The following is a 14404-nucleotide window of genomic DNA, read 5'->3' on the forward strand; positions in this document are numbered from 1 at the left end:
AAGTCCGGCAAAACTCGGGCGAAGCTCTCAGGCATCGATGACAGAGGGGGAGGATGCTGGCATCCAATCCTGTCCAGAGGTGCGACAAATGTCCCGACCAACACCGCTACGAGACGTTCACGAGAGCCTCGGCGCCACGCTCACCGACTTCGCCGGGTGGCTCATGCCGCTCCGGTACGGGAGCGAGTCCGCGGAGCACAACGCCGTTCGCCAGGCGGCCGGGCTGTTCGACCTCTCCCACATGGGCGAAATCTTCCTGACCGGGCCACAGGCCGGGCAGGCGCTCGACTACGCGCTGGTCGGCCACCTGTCGGCGCTGGCGACCGGGCGGGCCAGATACACGATGATCGTCAACGAGCGCGGCGGGGTGCTCGACGACCTCATCGTCTACCGGCTTGAAGACGACGAGTTCATGGTCGTGGCAAACGCCTCGAACTACGAAAAAGTGGCAAAAGAGCTGATTGAGCGGTCGAAGGCGTACGACGTGCTGGTCGAGGACCGGTCGGACCAGTACGCGCTGATCGCCGTACAGGGACCCCGGTCCCAGGAGATCCTCGCCACCCTCACCGACGCCGACCTCGACGGGCTCAAGTACTACGCGGGCCTGCCCGACCTGGTCGACGGGCGGCAGGCGCTGATCGCCCGCACCGGCTACACCGGCGAGGACGGGTTCGAGCTGTTCGTCGCCAACCAGGACGCGGTGCCGCTCTGGCACGCGCTCATGGCGGCGGGCGAGCCGCACGGCCTCAAGCCCGCCGGCCTGTCCAGCCGCGACACTCTCAGGCTAGAGGCCGGCATGCCGCTCTACGGCAACGAACTGGGCGTCGAGCTGACCCCGTTCGACGCGGGGCTGGGCAGAGTGGTGAAATTCGACAAGCCGGGCGACTTCGTCGGCCGGTCGGCGCTCGAGGCGGTCAAGGACGACCCGCCCCGGCGCCGGCTCGTCGGCCTGGTCGCGCGGGGACGCCGGGTGCCGCGCCACGGCTACCCGGTCACCAAAGACGGCGCCGTTGTCGGCGAGGTCACCAGCGGTGCGCCCTCCCAGAGCGTGGGCAGGCCCATCGCGATGGCCTACGTGGACACCGAGGCCGAGTCAGGCCTGGCCGTGGACATCCGGGGCAGCCATGAACCTATGGACCTGGTAGAGCTGCCCTTCTACAGGAGGAACAAGTGAGCAACATCCCTGACGACCTGGGCTACACCAAGGAGCACGAGTGGGTGGCCGGCCTCGACGACGGCCTCACCGTGACCGTCGGCGTCACGGCCTTCGCCGCCGAATCTCTTGGTGACGTCGTCTTTGTGCAGCTCCCCGACGTCGGCTCGAGCGTCGAGCCGGGCGAATCCGTCGGCGAGGTGGAGTCGACCAAGTCGGTGAACGAGATCTACACCCCCGTCGGGGGTGAGATCGTCGAGGTGAACCAGGCCGTGGTCGACGACCCGAGCCTGGTCAACAGTGACCCGTATGGCGACGGCTGGATGTTCCGGGTGCGCGTCGAGGGCGACGCCGAGGACGTGCTCTCCGCCGAGGAGTACAAGGCACTCACCTCAGGCGATTCCTGACCTTTTTGCCGGGGCCCTGCGCGGGGCCCCGGCCCCAGCATGAGAGGCGCCATCAATGGCGATCAGCGTCTTCGACCTCTTCAAGATCGGCATCGGCCCGTCGAGCTCCCACACGGGAGGCCCGATGGCGGCCGCGCACAAGTTCGCCCGCGGGCTGCACGACGACGGGCTGCTCTCCCGGGTCGCGCGGGTCGAGGCCATCCTGTACGGCTCGCTCGGCCTGACCGGCAAGGGCCACGGCAGCGACAAGGCGGTCCTGCTCGGCCTGTCCGGCGAGAAGCCCGAGCTCGTCGACGTCGACTCCATTGACGGCCGCCTGGCCGAGATGCGCGAGTCGGGCACGGTCAAGCTGTACGGGACGCACGAGATCCGCTTCGTCGTGGGCGAGCACCTCGTCTTCGAACGCAAGATCTCGCTGCCCGAGCACCCGAACGGCATGCGCTTCACCGCGTACGACGCCGACGGCGAGCAGCTGAAGGAGAAGGTCTACTTCTCGGTGGGCGGCGGTTTCGTCGTCGACGAGAAGGCCACCGGCGCCGACCGCATCAAGCCGGACGACACCGTCCTGCCCTACCCGTTCACCACGGGCGAGGAGCTGCTCAAGCACTGCTCCAACATGGGCCTGTCGATCTCCGCGCTGATGCTGGAGAACGAGAAGGCGTTCGGCCGCACCGAGGAGGAGATCCGTTCGGGCCTGCTGCGGCTCTGGGCGGTCATGTCGGAGTGCGTGCGCCGGGGCATCTCCAAGGAGGGCGTCCTGCCCGGCGGTCTCAAGGTCAAGCGCCGCGCCAACCAGCTCCACCGCCGCCTGCAGTCGGAGCCGGCGGAGAAGGACCCGCTGCAGGCCATGGACTGGGTCGCGCTGTTCGCGCTGGCGGTCAACGAGGAGAACGCCGCCGGGGGCCGCATCGTCACCGCCCCCACCAACGGCGCCGCCGGCATCATTCCGGCCGTCCTGACGTACTACACCCGCTTCGTCCCGCACGCGGACGAGGAGGGGGTGGTCCGCTTCCTGCTGACGGCGGGCGCGATCGGCGTGCTGTTCAAGGAGAACGCCTCGATCTCGGGCGCCGAGGTGGGCTGCCAGGGCGAGGTCGGCTCCGCCTGCTCGATGGCCTCGGCCGGCCTCACGGAGGCCCTCGGCGGCACGCCCGAGCAGGTCGAGAACGCGGCCGAGATCGGCATCGAGCACAACCTGGGCCTGACCTGCGACCCGATCGGCGGCCTGGTCCAGATCCCGTGCATCGAGCGGAACGCGGTGGCCTCCAACAAGGCCATCACGGCCGCCCGGATCGCCCTGCGCGGCGACGGCCGCCACTTCGTGCCGCTGGATCGTGCCATCAAGACGATGCGGGACACCGGGCGGGACATGCTGGACAAGTACAAGGAGACCTCACGCGGCGGCCTGGCCGTCAACGTGATCGAGTGCTGACCTCACCCTGATGGCCGCCGGGTCAGCGGCGGATGTGCAGGCGGACGACGGTGCTCGCCTCGTCGTCGCGGACCTCGCGGCGGATCCTGCCGACGATGTCGTGGTCCAGTTTGCTCACCACCGCGCCCACGTCCGCGGTGGACGGGCAGGTCAGGGTGACGCGCAGGCCGTTCTCGGTGACCCGCACCGCCGACCGGCCCAGGCCTTCCACGCCCTTCAGCCCGACGAAGAGCATCGCGGTGCCCGTGCCGTTGCGGGCGCCGCGGCGGCCCCAGCCGAGGCTGAGCAGGAGCCAGCGGAGCGAGACCAGCGACAGGAGCAGGAAGCTCAGGGCCAGGACCCACAGGGGCCAGGGCTCGTCGGCCAGCACCCGGCGGGCCTGGGCCGGGAGGACCTTGGCGGTGGCGGGCAGGTCGAAGAAGCGGCCGTGGCCGCGGAGCCAGGCGTACATGCCCAGGCCCAGCAGGGTGCCGCCCACGATGGCCAGGCCGACGCGGTTGCCCGCGTACTGCCGCATCGCGGCCCCCTTGCCGCGCGGGGGTGTCCGTTGCGCGTCCGTGCGTTCGGGCATCAGGCCGCCTCTCCGCGTGGCCGGGGCCTCTCGGTGTGTTCGGGCATCAGGCCCCCTTTCTGCGCAGCCGGACCACGACCTCGCCCGTGCCCAGCGTGCCCACGCCCGCCAGCCGGTCCCCCACCGCCGTGCCGACCTGCCTGAGCATCGTGCCGGAGCTCTCCGTCCCCGTCATGACCGTGACCTCGATGGTGCTCCTGCGCAGCCGTACCCGGGCCCGGTCCACCCCCGGCACCTGCTGGGCGGCCGCGCGGAGCGTGCGGCGCAGGCCCGAGCGGGTGATGCCGATGACGGTCCGCGGGTCGGACGTCTCCACCGGCACCAGCCTCGACTGGCCGGGCACGATCGCCAGCAGCAGCATCATCGTGCCCGCGCCCACCATGCCCGCGGCGGCGGTGGCCAGCTCGGGCCAGGTGGTCCTGCTTGCGAGCTCGACCAGTCTGTTCACGGGGACCCAGCCGAGCCGGTGGCCGAGCAGCCCTGACACGATCTCGGCCGCCGTCGCCCCCAGCCCGGCGGCCAGCGTGAGCGCGACGAGGGCTCCAGGGAGGGTTCGCGCCGGCCTGAGCGCCCTGCTCGCCCGGCGCAGCCCGGTGTGCCGCGCGGGGACGGCGGCGCCGGGGACTGTCTGCTGAAGCGTGGTCATCACAACGACACACGTACACGGATCCCCCGGGGCCGGAACCGCGCCCCCGCCGCCCGTTTGCCCGAACATTACGGGGCGGCCAACAAGGTGAACAACACTCATATTCATTTGCCCGATATGCCGTTACGCTGCCCATATGGACGACCGCCAGCGCTATGACCGCGCCACAGCGGTCCTCGAGCCGCCGTTCGCGATCCTCGATCTGGCGGCCATGCGGGCCAACGCGGCGGACCTCGTACGGCGGGCGGCGGGCAAACCGATCCGGGTGGCCAGCAAGTCGGTCCGCAGCCGCCCCGTGCTCGAACGCATCCTGGCCATGGACGGCTTCCGCGGCATCATGGCCTTCACGCTCCCCGAGGCGCTGTGGCTGGCCTCCCACGGGTTCACGGACATCCTGGTGGCCTATCCGACGGCCGACCGGCACGCGCTGGCCGAGCTGGCCGGGAACGAGAACGCGGCCAGGCACATCACCCTGGCCATCGACTCGACCGCCCACCTGGACTTCACCGAGGCGGCCGTGGCCGGGGTGAGCCCCCGGGCCGAGATCCGGACCTGCATCGACATCGACGCCGGATATATCGCCTTTGGCGGGAAATTTCGGGCCGGGGTGCTCCGCTCGCCGATCCGCGAGCCCGACGAGGCCGCCGACCTGGCCGCCGCCGTGGCCAAGCGCCCCGGGTTCCGGGTGGCCGGGCTGATGGCGTACGAGGCCCAGATCGCCGGGCTCGGCGACGCCCCGCCCGCGAACGCCGCCTACACCCGCGCCGTCCGCATCATGCAGGCCCGCTCGGCCAGGGACCTCATCCTCCGGCGCGGCCGCATCGTGAACGCCGTCCGCCAGATCACCGACCTGGAGTTCGTCAACGGCGGCGGCACCGGGTCCGTCGAGCGCACCGTGCGCGAGAAGGCCATCACGGAGGTGGCGGCCGGATCCGGCTTCTTCCACCCGAGGCTGTTCGACTTCTACCGCCGCTTCACCGGGCACCCGGCCGCGCTCTTCGCATTGCCGGTGGTGCGCCGACCGAGCGTGGACACCGTGACCGTGCTCGGCGGCGGTTATCTGGCCTCGGGCACGCCGGGCCAGAGCCGCCTGCCGCAGCCGTACCTGCCGGCCGGGCTGCGCTACGCCCGGGACGAGGGGGCGGGCGAGGTGCAGACCCCGCTGCTCGGCCAGGCGGCCCAGGACCTGCGGATCGGGGACCGGGTGTGGTTCAGGCACGCCAAGGCGGGCGAGATGTGCGAGCGCTTCGACGCGCTCCACCTCATCGACGGCGACACGCTGGTGGAGTCGGTGCCCACGTACCGGGGCGAGGGCCGGACCTTCCTCTGACGGCCCCCGGCGAGCCCTCTGCGGGTCAGCGGCGCCGGCGGCGGCGCCAGAGCATGACGGCCGCCCCCACGACCAGCACCGCGCCGATCCCGATCAGCACCGGCGCCAGGTCGGGCCGCTCGTCCTCCCACAGCTCATCGGGATGCTCGCCGGCTTCGACCGGCCGTGACGTCACCCCCAGCGCGTCGCCCACGGACGCCACGAAGTGCGTGGCCCTGCTCTTGACGTCGGACACCGTGCGCTCGGCGACCCGCTTGGGGCTCACCCGGTCGGCTATGGCGTCGACCGTCTGCGCCAACTCCGCGCGTGTCCGCGCGATCCGCCGCTCCAACTCGTCCGGATCGGTGTCAGCCATGGCTCTCCTCTCGGCCTCATGCGTGGCCGCGCCCGCTCCGCGTGCCGTGCGAGCTCAGTCGTTCGTGGTGCTGATCAGTCTGTCAGGTCGGCGCGCCGTACGGCACGGCGGCCAGGCCGGTAGGTTGGCGGGAAGGAACTCAGGAGGGCCCATTGACCGAACCCAAGCTCGCGCCCGGCGACGCCGCGCCCGAGTTCACGCTACCCACCGCCGACGGCGAGGCCGTCTCGCTTGACGCCTACCGCGGCAAGCGGGTGATCCTCTATTTCTACCCTGCCGCGATGACGCCCGGCTGCACCAAGCAGGCCTGTGACTTCCGCGACAACCTCGGCCAGTTGACGGCCGAAGGTTTCGTCGTTCTCGGCGTGTCTAAGGACAAACCGGAAAAACTTGCCAAATTCGCCGAACGTGACGCCCTGACCTTCCCCTTGTTGTCCGACCCCGACCTGACCGTGCATCAGGCCTACGGCGCGTACGGCCCGAAGAAGCTGTACGGCAAGGAGGTCGTGGGGGTCATCCGCTCGACGTTCGTCATCGACGCGGACGGAAAGGTGGAGCAGGCGCTCTACAACGTGAAGGCCACGGGCCACGTGGCCGGGCTCAAGAAGAAGCTCGGCCTGAGCTGACCACCCCGGCGGGCCCTCCCGCAGGGCCCGCGCCCGCCTTCACATACGCTCCTCTTCCTCATTGAGAGCGCTAAACTGTGTCAGGCCCGCATTGGCGGGGGCTGCGCGGGCGTGGCGAAATGGCATACGCGGCAGGTTTAGGTCCTGTTGGTGGTGACACCGTGGGGGTTCGAGTCCCCCCGCCCGCACACCTGTGCACCGGACCGGCCATTTCCCCGAAAACGGTGGCCGATATGCGAATGATTTGCGGGCCTGGCGAAAAGAATGGCTAGCCGCTGCTGGTCGGGACCGGCGCCGGTGGGGCGACGGACTGCGGGGCCTTCGGCACCACCCAGCCGCAGAAGACGCGGTCCTTCCCGTTCTCCTCGCAGGCGGAGCCGTCGAGGCGCTCGGGCATCTGGAAGCGCCTGGGCATCCGGTCCGGCTCCTGCCAGTACATCCCGTGCACCTCGTCCCGGTGCGCGAATCCGCTGACCATGGCCGCGGCGGTGCCGCCCAGCAGGGCGCCGATCACGAGGCCGATGAGTCCGGCGCCGAGGACCTGGGCCTGCTTCTGGCGGAAGAACTCCCGGTAGGAGTCGGGATGCCGAGGCGGTTCGAGAGGCGTGGTGAATCCGGGGCCCGGAGGGGCCTCGCCGTACTTCAGCCGGCTCCGCGCCCCGGACTCGTGAAGATCGTCGTCAGGGGTCGGGTCGCGCGGTGCTTCCTCTTCACCGCGCGACCCGGCGTCGCGATCATGATCCGCCATCACGATCTCCCTTTACTCGCCCACTAGAGGGGCGCTCCCAGAGACAAGAATGCCCAAGTCACCGTAAGCCCGGCGTAAGACCCCGGCCTGTTCCCCGCCACGTAAGACCTGGGTCGTAGACGCACTTCCACCTACAGGCGGAACAACGGTCAGACGGCGGTACATATCGTGATGGTGTGTTCGGCAAGGTGCGGGCGTGGTCGAGACGCCATGAGAAGCTGGCGGGCGTCCTCCGGGTCGCCCCGCTCGCCACGCTGTGCGCGATCCTGGCGATCCCGTACGCGACCGTCTCCCCGACCGCGGCCGTCGGCCCGTACCTCGGCGTGGCCGGATATCTGGCCCTGTCGGCGGTGCTGCTGCTGCCGCTGCTCTGGCGCGACCGCCCGGTCGCCTCGTTCGCCGTGATCGCGCTGATCAGCTTCGGGCAGTGGCTGGCGGGCGTCAATCCGCTGCCCGCCAACCTCGCCGTGCTGGTCGCGCTCTGGGCGGTGGCGTACCGGTGCTCGTTCCGCTGGAGCCTGGCCGCGGGCCTGGTGACGGAGCTGGGGGTGTTCCTGGCCCTGGCCAGGTGGGACACGCCCACCTTGGGGATGTTCCTCAGCGCCTCGATCTTCACGGTGACGGTCTGGCTGACCGGCCTGTACGCCAGCACGCGCCGGCGATACCTGGAAGGGCTCGAAGAGCGCGCGGAACGGGCGGAGCGCGAGCGCGACCAGCAGGCCAGGATGGCAGCCGCGGCCGAGCGCGCCAGGATCGCCAGGGAGCTGCACGACGTCGTGGCCCACAACGTCAGCGTGATGGTGGTGCAGGCCGACGGCGCGGGCTACGCGCTCGACAGCGATCCCGAGCAGGCCCGCGAGGCCGTCCGGGCCATCTCCAAGACCGGCCGCGCCGCCCTCGCCGAGATGCGCAGGCTGGTCGGCGTCCTGCGCGAGGGCGAGCAGGACGGCACCGACTACACGCCGCAGCCGGGGCTCGGCCAGCTGGAGGACCTGGTACGCGGCTCGGCCGTGCCCGCGCGGCTCCAGGTCGGCGGCGCGCCCGTCGAGCTGCCCGAGGGCCAGCAGCTCGCGGTCTACCGCATCGTCCAGGAGGCCCTCACGAACGCGCTCAAGCACGGCGGCCCGGGCGCCCAGGCGCTCGTGGAGATCGACTACAGCGGCCCCGAGCTCGTCGTACGCGTGACCGACGACGGCAGGGGCGCGGCGGCCCCCAGGAGCGCCGACGGTCACGGCCTGATCGGCATGCGCGAGCGGGTCGGGATGTACGGCGGCGCCGTGTCGGCGGAGCCCCTGCGGGGCGGCGGGTTCGAGGTGCTGGCCAGGTTGCCCATGGTCAAGGCGGCATAGAGGAGGTGGCCGGGTGATTCGCGTGATGCTGGTCGACGATCAGGAGTTGCTGCGCGCCGGGTTCAGGATGGTGCTCGCGGCCCAGCCGGACATCGAGGTGGTGGCCGAGGCCGGCGACGGCGCCGCGGCGCTGGAGCGGCTGGAGACCACCGAGGTGGACGTCGTGCTCATGGACGTGCGCATGCCGGTCATGGACGGCGTCGAGGCCACCAGCCGCATCCAGGGCCCGAAGGTGCTGATCCTGACCACGTTCGACCTCGACGAGTACGCGTTCGCCGCGGTCAAGGCGGGCGCGGCCGGGTTCCTGCTGAAGGACGTGCCGCCGGCCGACCTGGTCGACGCGATCAAGATCGTGCACGCGGGCGACTCGGTGGTGTCGCCGAGCACGTTACGGCGGATGCTGGACAGGTTCGCCGCGCAGCTCCCGACGGACGACCCGGTGGCGACGGCCGACCTGACGCCGCGCGAGCGGGAGGTGCTGCTCATGGTGGCCCGCGGCCTGTCCAACATGGAGATCGCCAGCCGCCTGCAGGTGGCGGAGGCGACGGTGAAGACGCACCTGGGGCGGGTGCTGGCCAAGCTGGGGCTGCGGGACCGGGCCCAGGTCGTGGTGTACGCGTACGAGGCCGGGCTGATCGTGCCGTCGCATCGACCGGAAAGTCATCGGCCGGAAAGTCATCGGCCGAAAGTCTGACCGGAGTCATCTGAGGGCCTACACGAAGTCCATCCGCAGGTCCCACGAATCCCGAAATTTCCACTCCTAGCGTGGGTCGCGTTGAAAAACCGCGACAAGGAGTGAAAGTGACGCTCACCGATACCCGGCGCCAGGCCCCGCCCGCGGTGGTGGCCAGAGATCTGACCAAGGTGTACGGAGAAGGCGACGCCCAGGTGCACGCCCTCCGCGCGGTGAACGTGTCCTTCGCCACCGGGGCCTTCACCGCGATCATGGGTCCGTCGGGCTCCGGCAAGTCCACGCTGATGCACTGCCTGGCCGGGCTCGACGCCGCCACCTCGGGCACCGTGCACATCGGCGACGTGGAGCTGACCGGGCTGACCGACCGGCAGCTCACGCTGCTGCGCCGCGAGCGGATCGGGTTCGTCTTCCAGGCCTTCAACCTGCTGCCCACGCTCACCGCCGAGCAGAACATCCGCCTGCCGCTGGACATCGCCGCCCGCCAGGCGGACCAGCAGCTGTTCGACCGGGTGATCGAGACCGTCGGGCTGAAGGACCGGCTCGGGCACCGGCCGAGCGAGCTGTCCGGCGGCCAGCAGCAGCGCGTGGCCGTGGCCAGGGCGCTGATCAGCAAGCCGCAGGTGATCTTCGCCGACGAGCCCACGGGGAACCTGGACTCCCGCAGCGGGGCCGAGGTCCTGTCCTTCCTGCGCACCTCCGTACGCGAGCTGGGCCAGACCATCGTCATGGTCACGCACGACCCGGTGGCCGCCTCGTACGCCGACCGCGTGGTGTTCCTGCGCGACGGCGAGCTGGTCACCGAGATCGGCGCGCCGACGCCGCAGTCCGTGCTGGACACGCTCGTCCAGCTGGAAAGGGCGTGACGAGGTGCTGAAGACGGCACTGGCCGGGCTGCGCGCGCACAAGCTCAGGTTGCTGCTCACCTCGCTGGCGATCACGCTGGGCGTGGGGTTCATCGCGGGCACGTTCGTGCTGAACGACACCGTGCAGGCCGGGTTCGCGCAGCGCGTCACGGCCGACGCGGGCAAGGTGGACGTGGCCGTGCTGCCCAAGGGCCCCGACGCGGTGCTTCCGGAGCGCGTCCTGGAACAGGTGCGCGCCCTGGACGGCGTCACCGAGGCGCAGGGCCTGATCCGCGCCGCCGCGCCCGTGCTCGGCAAGGACGGCAAGACCGTCGGGAACGCCCCCACCACGGCCCTGTCCATCGTCCGGGGGCCGCTCGACCGCACCGACATCGTCTCGGGCACCGGCCCCGGCACCGACGACCAGGCAGCCGTGCTCGACAAGAACACCGCCAAGGCCCAGGGCTTCAAGCTCGGCGACACGCTCACGGTGCTCGACGCCAAGCAGCGCAAGCACCAGTTCAGGCTGGTCGGGCTGCTCGACCCCGGCGTGGACCAGGAGCTCTCTTACACCGGCGCGGTCGGCTTCACGACCGCCACCGCGCAGCGGATGACGGGCGCGGAGGGCTACCGCGAGATCGACGTGGCGGGCCGGGCCTCCGGTCTGAAGCAGGCCGTCGCGGCGGCCGTGGGCGGCGCGTACGTGGTCAAGACCGGCGGCGAACTGGCCGACGACCTGGCCAGGGCGGCCGGGGTGGAGACCCGCATGTTCACGCTGGGCCTGCTGATGTTCGGCGTCGTGGCGATGATGGTGGCCGCGCTGGTCATCTACAACACCTTCAACATCCTCGTCGCGCAGCGCACCAGGGAGATGGCGCTGCTGCGGTGCATCGGGGCCACGCGCGGGCAGGTGTTCGGCTCGATCGTGCTGGAGTCCACGGTGGTGGGGCTGATCGCCTCCGCGCTCGGCCTGGTCATCGGGTACGGCCTGGCCTCGCTCACGCTGACGGTCCTGGCCTCGTTCGACGCCCCGCTGCCCACGGACGCGGCCGTCACCCTCAGCCCCGCCACGATCGGGATCGGCCTGGCCGTCGGCCTGGCGGTCACGATGTGCGCGGCCCTGCTGCCCGCCAGGTCGGCCACCCGGGTCGCGCCGATCGCGGCGCTGCGGAGCCAGGCCGAGGAGCAGACGTTCCGCGCGAGTCTCGTACGCGGTGTCTTCGCCGCGCTCTTCCTGGTGGCGGGGCTCGGCACGACGGCCTTCGGCGTCTTCGCGCTCACGCCCGGCCAGCAGGTCTCGCTCTTCGTCGTCATGGCCGGGGGCGCGCTGACGTTCCTGGCCGTGCTGATCCTGGGCCCGGTGATGGTCAAGCCGCTGAGCACGCTGGTCGGCTGGATCCCCGGCAGGCTCTTCGGGGTGCCGGGACGGCTCGCGGTGGACAACTCGGGCCGCAACCCCAAGCGGGCCGCGACCACCACGGTCGCGCTGACCATCGGCGTGACGCTCATGACGCTGATCTCGGTGGTCACCGCGTCCACCAGGCTGACGTTGACGGCCAAGCTGGACGACCAGTTCCCGATCGACTACATACTGGCCGGCCAGCAGCGCGAGGCGGTCATCCCCCGGTCCGTGGCCACGGAGCTGCGCGGCAGGCCGGAGCTGGCCTCCGTGGCGCAGGTGCGCGCCACCAAGGCCGAGTTCTCGGACCGGCGGCTCGAGGTCGGCACGTTCAGCGGGGCGATCGACCCGTCCGTGACCGCCGGCTCCATGAAGGGCTTCGGCCCCGGGCAGGCGGCGGTGGCCGACAATGTGGCCACGGAGCGGGGTGTGCGGCTCGGCGACTCGGTCTCGCTGAAGACCAAGCAGGCCGGGGTCGTCTCGCTGAAGGTGGTGGCGCTGCTCGACGGGGCCCAGTCGACGCTGCCGTCGGTCATGGTCGCGGAGGCGGCGTTCGACACCTACTTCGGCGCTCTGCCCGACTCCCGCGTCCTGATCAACATCAGGGACGGCGTGGCGCCCGAGCGGGCCCGCAAGGTGGTGGACGCCGCCGTCGCGGCCTACCCGACCGTGCAGGTGTCCAGCTCGACGGAGGTACGCGGCCAGTTCGACGAGACGCTGGACATGCTGCTCATGATCATCACTGGCCTGTTGGGATTGGCGATCCTGATCTCGCTCCTGGGCATCGCCAACACGCTCTCCCTGTCGGTCCACGAGCGCACCCGGGAGTCGGCGCTGCTGCGCGCCCTGGGCCTGACCCGGCCGCAGCTGCGCCGGATGCTGTCCGTCGAGGCGCTGGTGCTCGGGCTGATCGGAGCGCTGGTGGGGGTGGTGCTCGGCGGGGTCTTCGGCTGGGCCGCGATCAGGGTGATGCTGGACGGGGCCGTCCTGTCGGTGCCCACCGGGCAGATCGCGCTGTTCGTGCTGCTGTCCGGGGCGGCCGGCGTGCTGGCCGCCGTACTCCCGGCCCGCCGCGCGGCACGCGCCTCGATCGTCGGCTCACTCGCCGCCGGCTGACCCCGTCGGTCTGCCCGGCCGGCCCGGTCGAGCGCTTGGGCGCCGGGGCGCTGAGCCTCATGTGCGACGGCCGACTCTCGTGCGCGGCGCCCCGGCCCCGCTCGTGCGCGGAGCCCCGGCCTCTCGAACGCGGAGCCCCGGCCTCTCGAACGCGGAGCCCCGGCCTCTCGTGCGCGAGGTTGCGGCTTCCTCAGCGTGGTGTGCGGCCGGGCCAGAGGTCGGCGACCGACTCGGGGTCGAGGAGCGGGCGCGCGACCACCTCGCCGGTGGCGCGGTCGATCACGATGCACCCGCCCCCGATCGTCTCCGGCAGCGTGGCCGGGTCGTCGGGTTCGAGCTCGCGTACCCACGCCACATATCCGTCGCGGAACCCATGCACCCCCACCGGCACCGCCTCGTCGGACGCCAGCACGCCGTTGAAGTACTCCTCGGCCAGTGCCCGGGCCTGGTCGAGGTTCACCGCGGCCATCCCTGCCGGTCGAGGATCACGCAGAACACCCCAGTCACCGTCATATAGGCCGGTTCGACGGACATGTGCCCCCGCTGAGCGTCGATCCAGATCACCTCGCCGTCGTAGTTCACCGCGTTCCAGGCGTGGGAGCCGCCTCCGGGCCAGCGCACCACGATGGCGGCAGCGGCCCCGTGCCCGGCGTCGCGCAGCCGCCGCGCGATCATCGGATAGGCGTGCCGCCCCTGCCCCGCGCACTGGAAGCGCTGCCCGACCCACCGCTCGATCCTGGCCAGGCTCCCCTCCTCACCGGTCAGCAGGGGCCGGCCGATCCGGTCGTACTCCGGGAATCTGGGCGCGGCCGTGGCGGGCTCGCCGTGCCAGGTGGACAGCACGGCCAGCGCGCAGTCGGCGGCGTTGGAGGCCCGGAACGGGTCGTCGGCGGGGCCACCGCCGTTGATCAGCCGCACCCAGGTGCCGCGCGGGTCGGGGAAGCGGTCGCCGGGCCGCAGCGCCTCAGCGAGGTCCTGCTCCACCTGCGGGTCCGGCTGTGCGAGCCCACCCGGCATCCCGTACGGCCTGGAGTCGGCGAGCCTGGACGGCCGGCGCGTCCGGTCGAACCAGTCGCCCTCCTCGACGTCGAGCAGGTCACCCGGCATATCGGATATGTCAGGACGCTCGGACCGGTGATCACCGTCGGGCCGGCGATCGCGCCCGGACCGGCGATCGCGATCCCCGGTCCGGTGGTCACGGTCGGATCGAGGGTCGCGGTCCCCCGTCCGATGGTCGCGGCCGGGCCGATGGTCGCGGTCGAGCCGATGGTCGCGGTCGAGCCGAGGGTCGCGGTCGAGCCCCTGATCACGCCCGGACCGGTGACCGTGATCGGACCGAGGATCGCAGTCCCCCGTCCGGCGATCGTGATCGGACCAAGGGTCACGGTCCCCCGTCCGATGATCGCGGCCGGGCCGAGAGGCGCGGTCGAGCCCCTGGTCGTGCCCGGACCTGCGACCACGGTCGGACCGAGGATCGCGATCCCCGGTCCGGTGGTCGTGGTCGGACTGAGGATCGCGGTCGGATCGGGGATCGGGACCGGTCCGGGGGTCGGGGGGTGCTTCGGGCTCTAAGGTGGCCGGGCCTCCCGGAGAGCGCGCGGGAGCGGTGCCGGTCTCGGCGGCGCGCTCGTAGTCGAGCCACCGCACCCCCTCCGCCACCACAGGGTTGTACTGTCCGTCTGGAAGGACCCACCGGACGCCCGGCTTGCGCTCGCGGAACACGTCCTACCCCCTGT

At 71.4% G+C, this 14404-nt stretch carries 16 protein-coding genes and 1 tRNA gene; 11 read left to right on the forward strand and 6 right to left on the reverse strand.

Annotated elements, in window-relative coordinates:
• Positions 1 to 88: 88 nt before the first annotated feature.
• From gcvT to ACWDX9_RS06945, 3 genes are read left to right on the forward strand one after another with little or no spacing between them, the layout of a single operon-like run.
• Positions 89 to 1174 (forward strand): glycine cleavage system aminomethyltransferase GcvT, encoded by a 1086-nt coding sequence (gcvT, locus tag ACWDX9_RS06935; RefSeq protein WP_449949920.1) that lies wholly within the window; start codon positions 89 to 91, stop codon positions 1172 to 1174.
• The gene (gcvH, locus tag ACWDX9_RS06940) at positions 1171 to 1560 is read left to right on the forward strand and encodes a glycine cleavage system protein GcvH (RefSeq protein WP_449949922.1); all 390 of its coding nucleotides are present in this window, start codon (positions 1171 to 1173) and stop codon (positions 1558 to 1560) included. Before gcvT ends, gcvH begins: the two co-directional genes overlap by 4 nt.
• Before the next feature lie 55 nt (positions 1561 to 1615).
• Positions 1616 to 2992, forward strand: a complete 1377-nt coding sequence (locus ACWDX9_RS06945) for an L-serine ammonia-lyase (protein ID WP_449949925.1) — start codon at positions 1616 to 1618, stop codon at positions 2990 to 2992.
• 22 nt (positions 2993 to 3014) lie between these two features.
• Here the strand turns inward: ACWDX9_RS06945 and ACWDX9_RS06950 are convergent, their stop codons facing one another.
• A complete protein-coding gene (locus tag ACWDX9_RS06950; RefSeq protein ID WP_449949927.1) occupies positions 3015 to 3563 on the reverse strand; it encodes a hypothetical protein in 549 nt (182 codons plus the stop codon).
• A gap of 46 nt (positions 3564 to 3609) precedes the next feature.
• Entirely contained in the window at positions 3610 to 4209 is a 600-nt protein-coding gene (locus ACWDX9_RS06955; protein ID WP_449949930.1) for a DUF6286 domain-containing protein, read from the reverse strand.
• A gap of 136 nt (positions 4210 to 4345) precedes the next feature.
• Between ACWDX9_RS06955 and ACWDX9_RS06960 the strand changes: the two genes are divergently transcribed.
• Positions 4346 to 5539 carry an amino acid deaminase/aldolase gene (locus tag ACWDX9_RS06960; RefSeq protein ID WP_449949932.1) on the forward strand — a complete coding sequence of 398 codons (1194 nt, stop codon included), beginning with the start codon at positions 4346 to 4348 and terminating at the stop codon, positions 5537 to 5539.
• A 25-nt stretch (positions 5540 to 5564) separates the two neighbouring features.
• Here ACWDX9_RS06960 and ACWDX9_RS06965 read toward each other — a convergent pair whose 3' ends face one another.
• Positions 5565 to 5894, reverse strand: coding sequence for a DUF3618 domain-containing protein (locus ACWDX9_RS06965; protein ID WP_449949935.1), 330 nt, complete (start codon positions 5892 to 5894; stop codon positions 5565 to 5567).
• A 152-nt stretch (positions 5895 to 6046) separates the two neighbouring features.
• Here ACWDX9_RS06965 and bcp point away from each other — a divergent pair, with 152 nt between their 5' ends.
• Together bcp and ACWDX9_RS06975 are read left to right on the forward strand one after the other, a co-directional pair.
• Positions 6047 to 6520: a thioredoxin-dependent thiol peroxidase gene (bcp, locus tag ACWDX9_RS06970; RefSeq protein WP_449949937.1), complete on the forward strand. Its 474-nt coding sequence runs from the start codon at positions 6047 to 6049 to the stop codon at positions 6518 to 6520.
• Between the two features lie 105 nt (positions 6521 to 6625).
• Positions 6626 to 6708 (forward strand) — tRNA-Leu (locus ACWDX9_RS06975).
• Between the two features lie 80 nt (positions 6709 to 6788).
• Here the strand turns inward: ACWDX9_RS06975 and ACWDX9_RS06980 are convergent.
• The gene (locus ACWDX9_RS06980) at positions 6789 to 7268 is read right to left on the reverse strand and encodes a hypothetical protein (RefSeq protein WP_449949940.1); all 480 of its coding nucleotides are present in this window, start codon (positions 7266 to 7268) and stop codon (positions 6789 to 6791) included.
• A gap of 176 nt (positions 7269 to 7444) precedes the next feature.
• On the opposite strand from ACWDX9_RS06980, the gene ACWDX9_RS06985 reads away from it, so the two are divergent.
• The 4 genes from ACWDX9_RS06985 to ACWDX9_RS07000 all read left to right on the forward strand — a co-directional run bounded on the left by ACWDX9_RS06985 (position 7445) and on the right by ACWDX9_RS07000 (position 12668).
• Positions 7445 to 8617 carry a sensor histidine kinase gene (locus tag ACWDX9_RS06985; RefSeq protein WP_449949943.1) on the forward strand — a complete coding sequence of 391 codons (1173 nt, stop codon included), beginning with the start codon at positions 7445 to 7447 and terminating at the stop codon, positions 8615 to 8617.
• Between the two features lie 13 nt (positions 8618 to 8630).
• The gene (locus ACWDX9_RS06990) at positions 8631 to 9311 is read left to right on the forward strand and encodes a response regulator transcription factor (RefSeq protein ID WP_449949946.1); all 681 of its coding nucleotides are present in this window, start codon (positions 8631 to 8633) and stop codon (positions 9309 to 9311) included.
• A gap of 107 nt (positions 9312 to 9418) precedes the next feature.
• Positions 9419 to 10174 (forward strand): ABC transporter ATP-binding protein, encoded by a 756-nt coding sequence (locus ACWDX9_RS06995; RefSeq protein ID WP_350730133.1) that lies wholly within the window; start codon positions 9419 to 9421, stop codon positions 10172 to 10174.
• Positions 10175 to 10178: 4 nt separating this feature from the next.
• On the forward strand, positions 10179 to 12668 hold the full coding sequence (locus tag ACWDX9_RS07000; RefSeq protein ID WP_449949949.1) for an ABC transporter permease: 2490 nt from the start codon (positions 10179 to 10181) through the stop codon (positions 12666 to 12668).
• 190 nt (positions 12669 to 12858) lie between these two features.
• Here the strand turns inward: ACWDX9_RS07000 and ACWDX9_RS07005 are convergent, their stop codons facing one another.
• Both ACWDX9_RS07005 and ACWDX9_RS07010 read right to left on the reverse strand, forming a co-directional pair.
• Positions 12859 to 13128, reverse strand: a complete 270-nt coding sequence (locus ACWDX9_RS07005; RefSeq protein WP_350730129.1) for a hypothetical protein — start codon at positions 13126 to 13128, stop codon at positions 12859 to 12861.
• Complete coding sequence (locus tag ACWDX9_RS07010; protein WP_449949951.1) at positions 13125 to 13775, reverse strand: toxin glutamine deamidase domain-containing protein; 651 nt, start codon at positions 13773 to 13775, stop codon at positions 13125 to 13127. Before ACWDX9_RS07010 ends, ACWDX9_RS07005 begins: the two co-directional genes overlap by 4 nt.
• Positions 13776 to 13802: 27 nt before the next feature.
• Between ACWDX9_RS07010 and ACWDX9_RS07015 the strand changes: the two genes are divergently transcribed.
• Positions 13803 to 14240: a hypothetical protein gene (locus ACWDX9_RS07015; RefSeq protein ID WP_449949953.1), complete on the forward strand. Its 438-nt coding sequence runs from the start codon at positions 13803 to 13805 to the stop codon at positions 14238 to 14240.
• Positions 14241 to 14404: the final 164 nt, after the last annotated feature.

It is taken from the genome of Nonomuraea sp. NPDC003201 (assembly GCF_053590415.1).

Coding starts and splice junctions, on each gene's coding strand:
- gcvT (WP_449949920.1), top strand. CDS start 89: ATGTCCCGACCAACACCGCTACGAGACGTTCACGAGAGCCTCGGCGCC.
- ACWDX9_RS06945 (WP_449949925.1), top strand. CDS start 1,616: ATGGCGATCAGCGTCTTCGACCTCTTCAAGATCGGCATCGGCCCGTCG.
- ACWDX9_RS06950 (WP_449949927.1), bottom strand. CDS start 3,563: ATGCCCGAACGCACGGACGCGCAACGGACACCCCCGCGCGGCAAGGGG.
- ACWDX9_RS06955 (WP_449949930.1), bottom strand. CDS start 4,209: ATGACCACGCTTCAGCAGACAGTCCCCGGCGCCGCCGTCCCCGCGCGG.
- ACWDX9_RS06960 (WP_449949932.1), top strand. CDS start 4,346: ATGGACGACCGCCAGCGCTATGACCGCGCCACAGCGGTCCTCGAGCCG.
- ACWDX9_RS06965 (WP_449949935.1), bottom strand. CDS start 5,894: ATGGCTGACACCGATCCGGACGAGTTGGAGCGGCGGATCGCGCGGACA.
- ACWDX9_RS06980 (WP_449949940.1), bottom strand. CDS start 7,268: ATGGCGGATCATGATCGCGACGCCGGGTCGCGCGGTGAAGAGGAAGCA.
- ACWDX9_RS07010 (WP_449949951.1), bottom strand. CDS start 13,775: ATGCCGGGTGACCTGCTCGACGTCGAGGAGGGCGACTGGTTCGACCGG.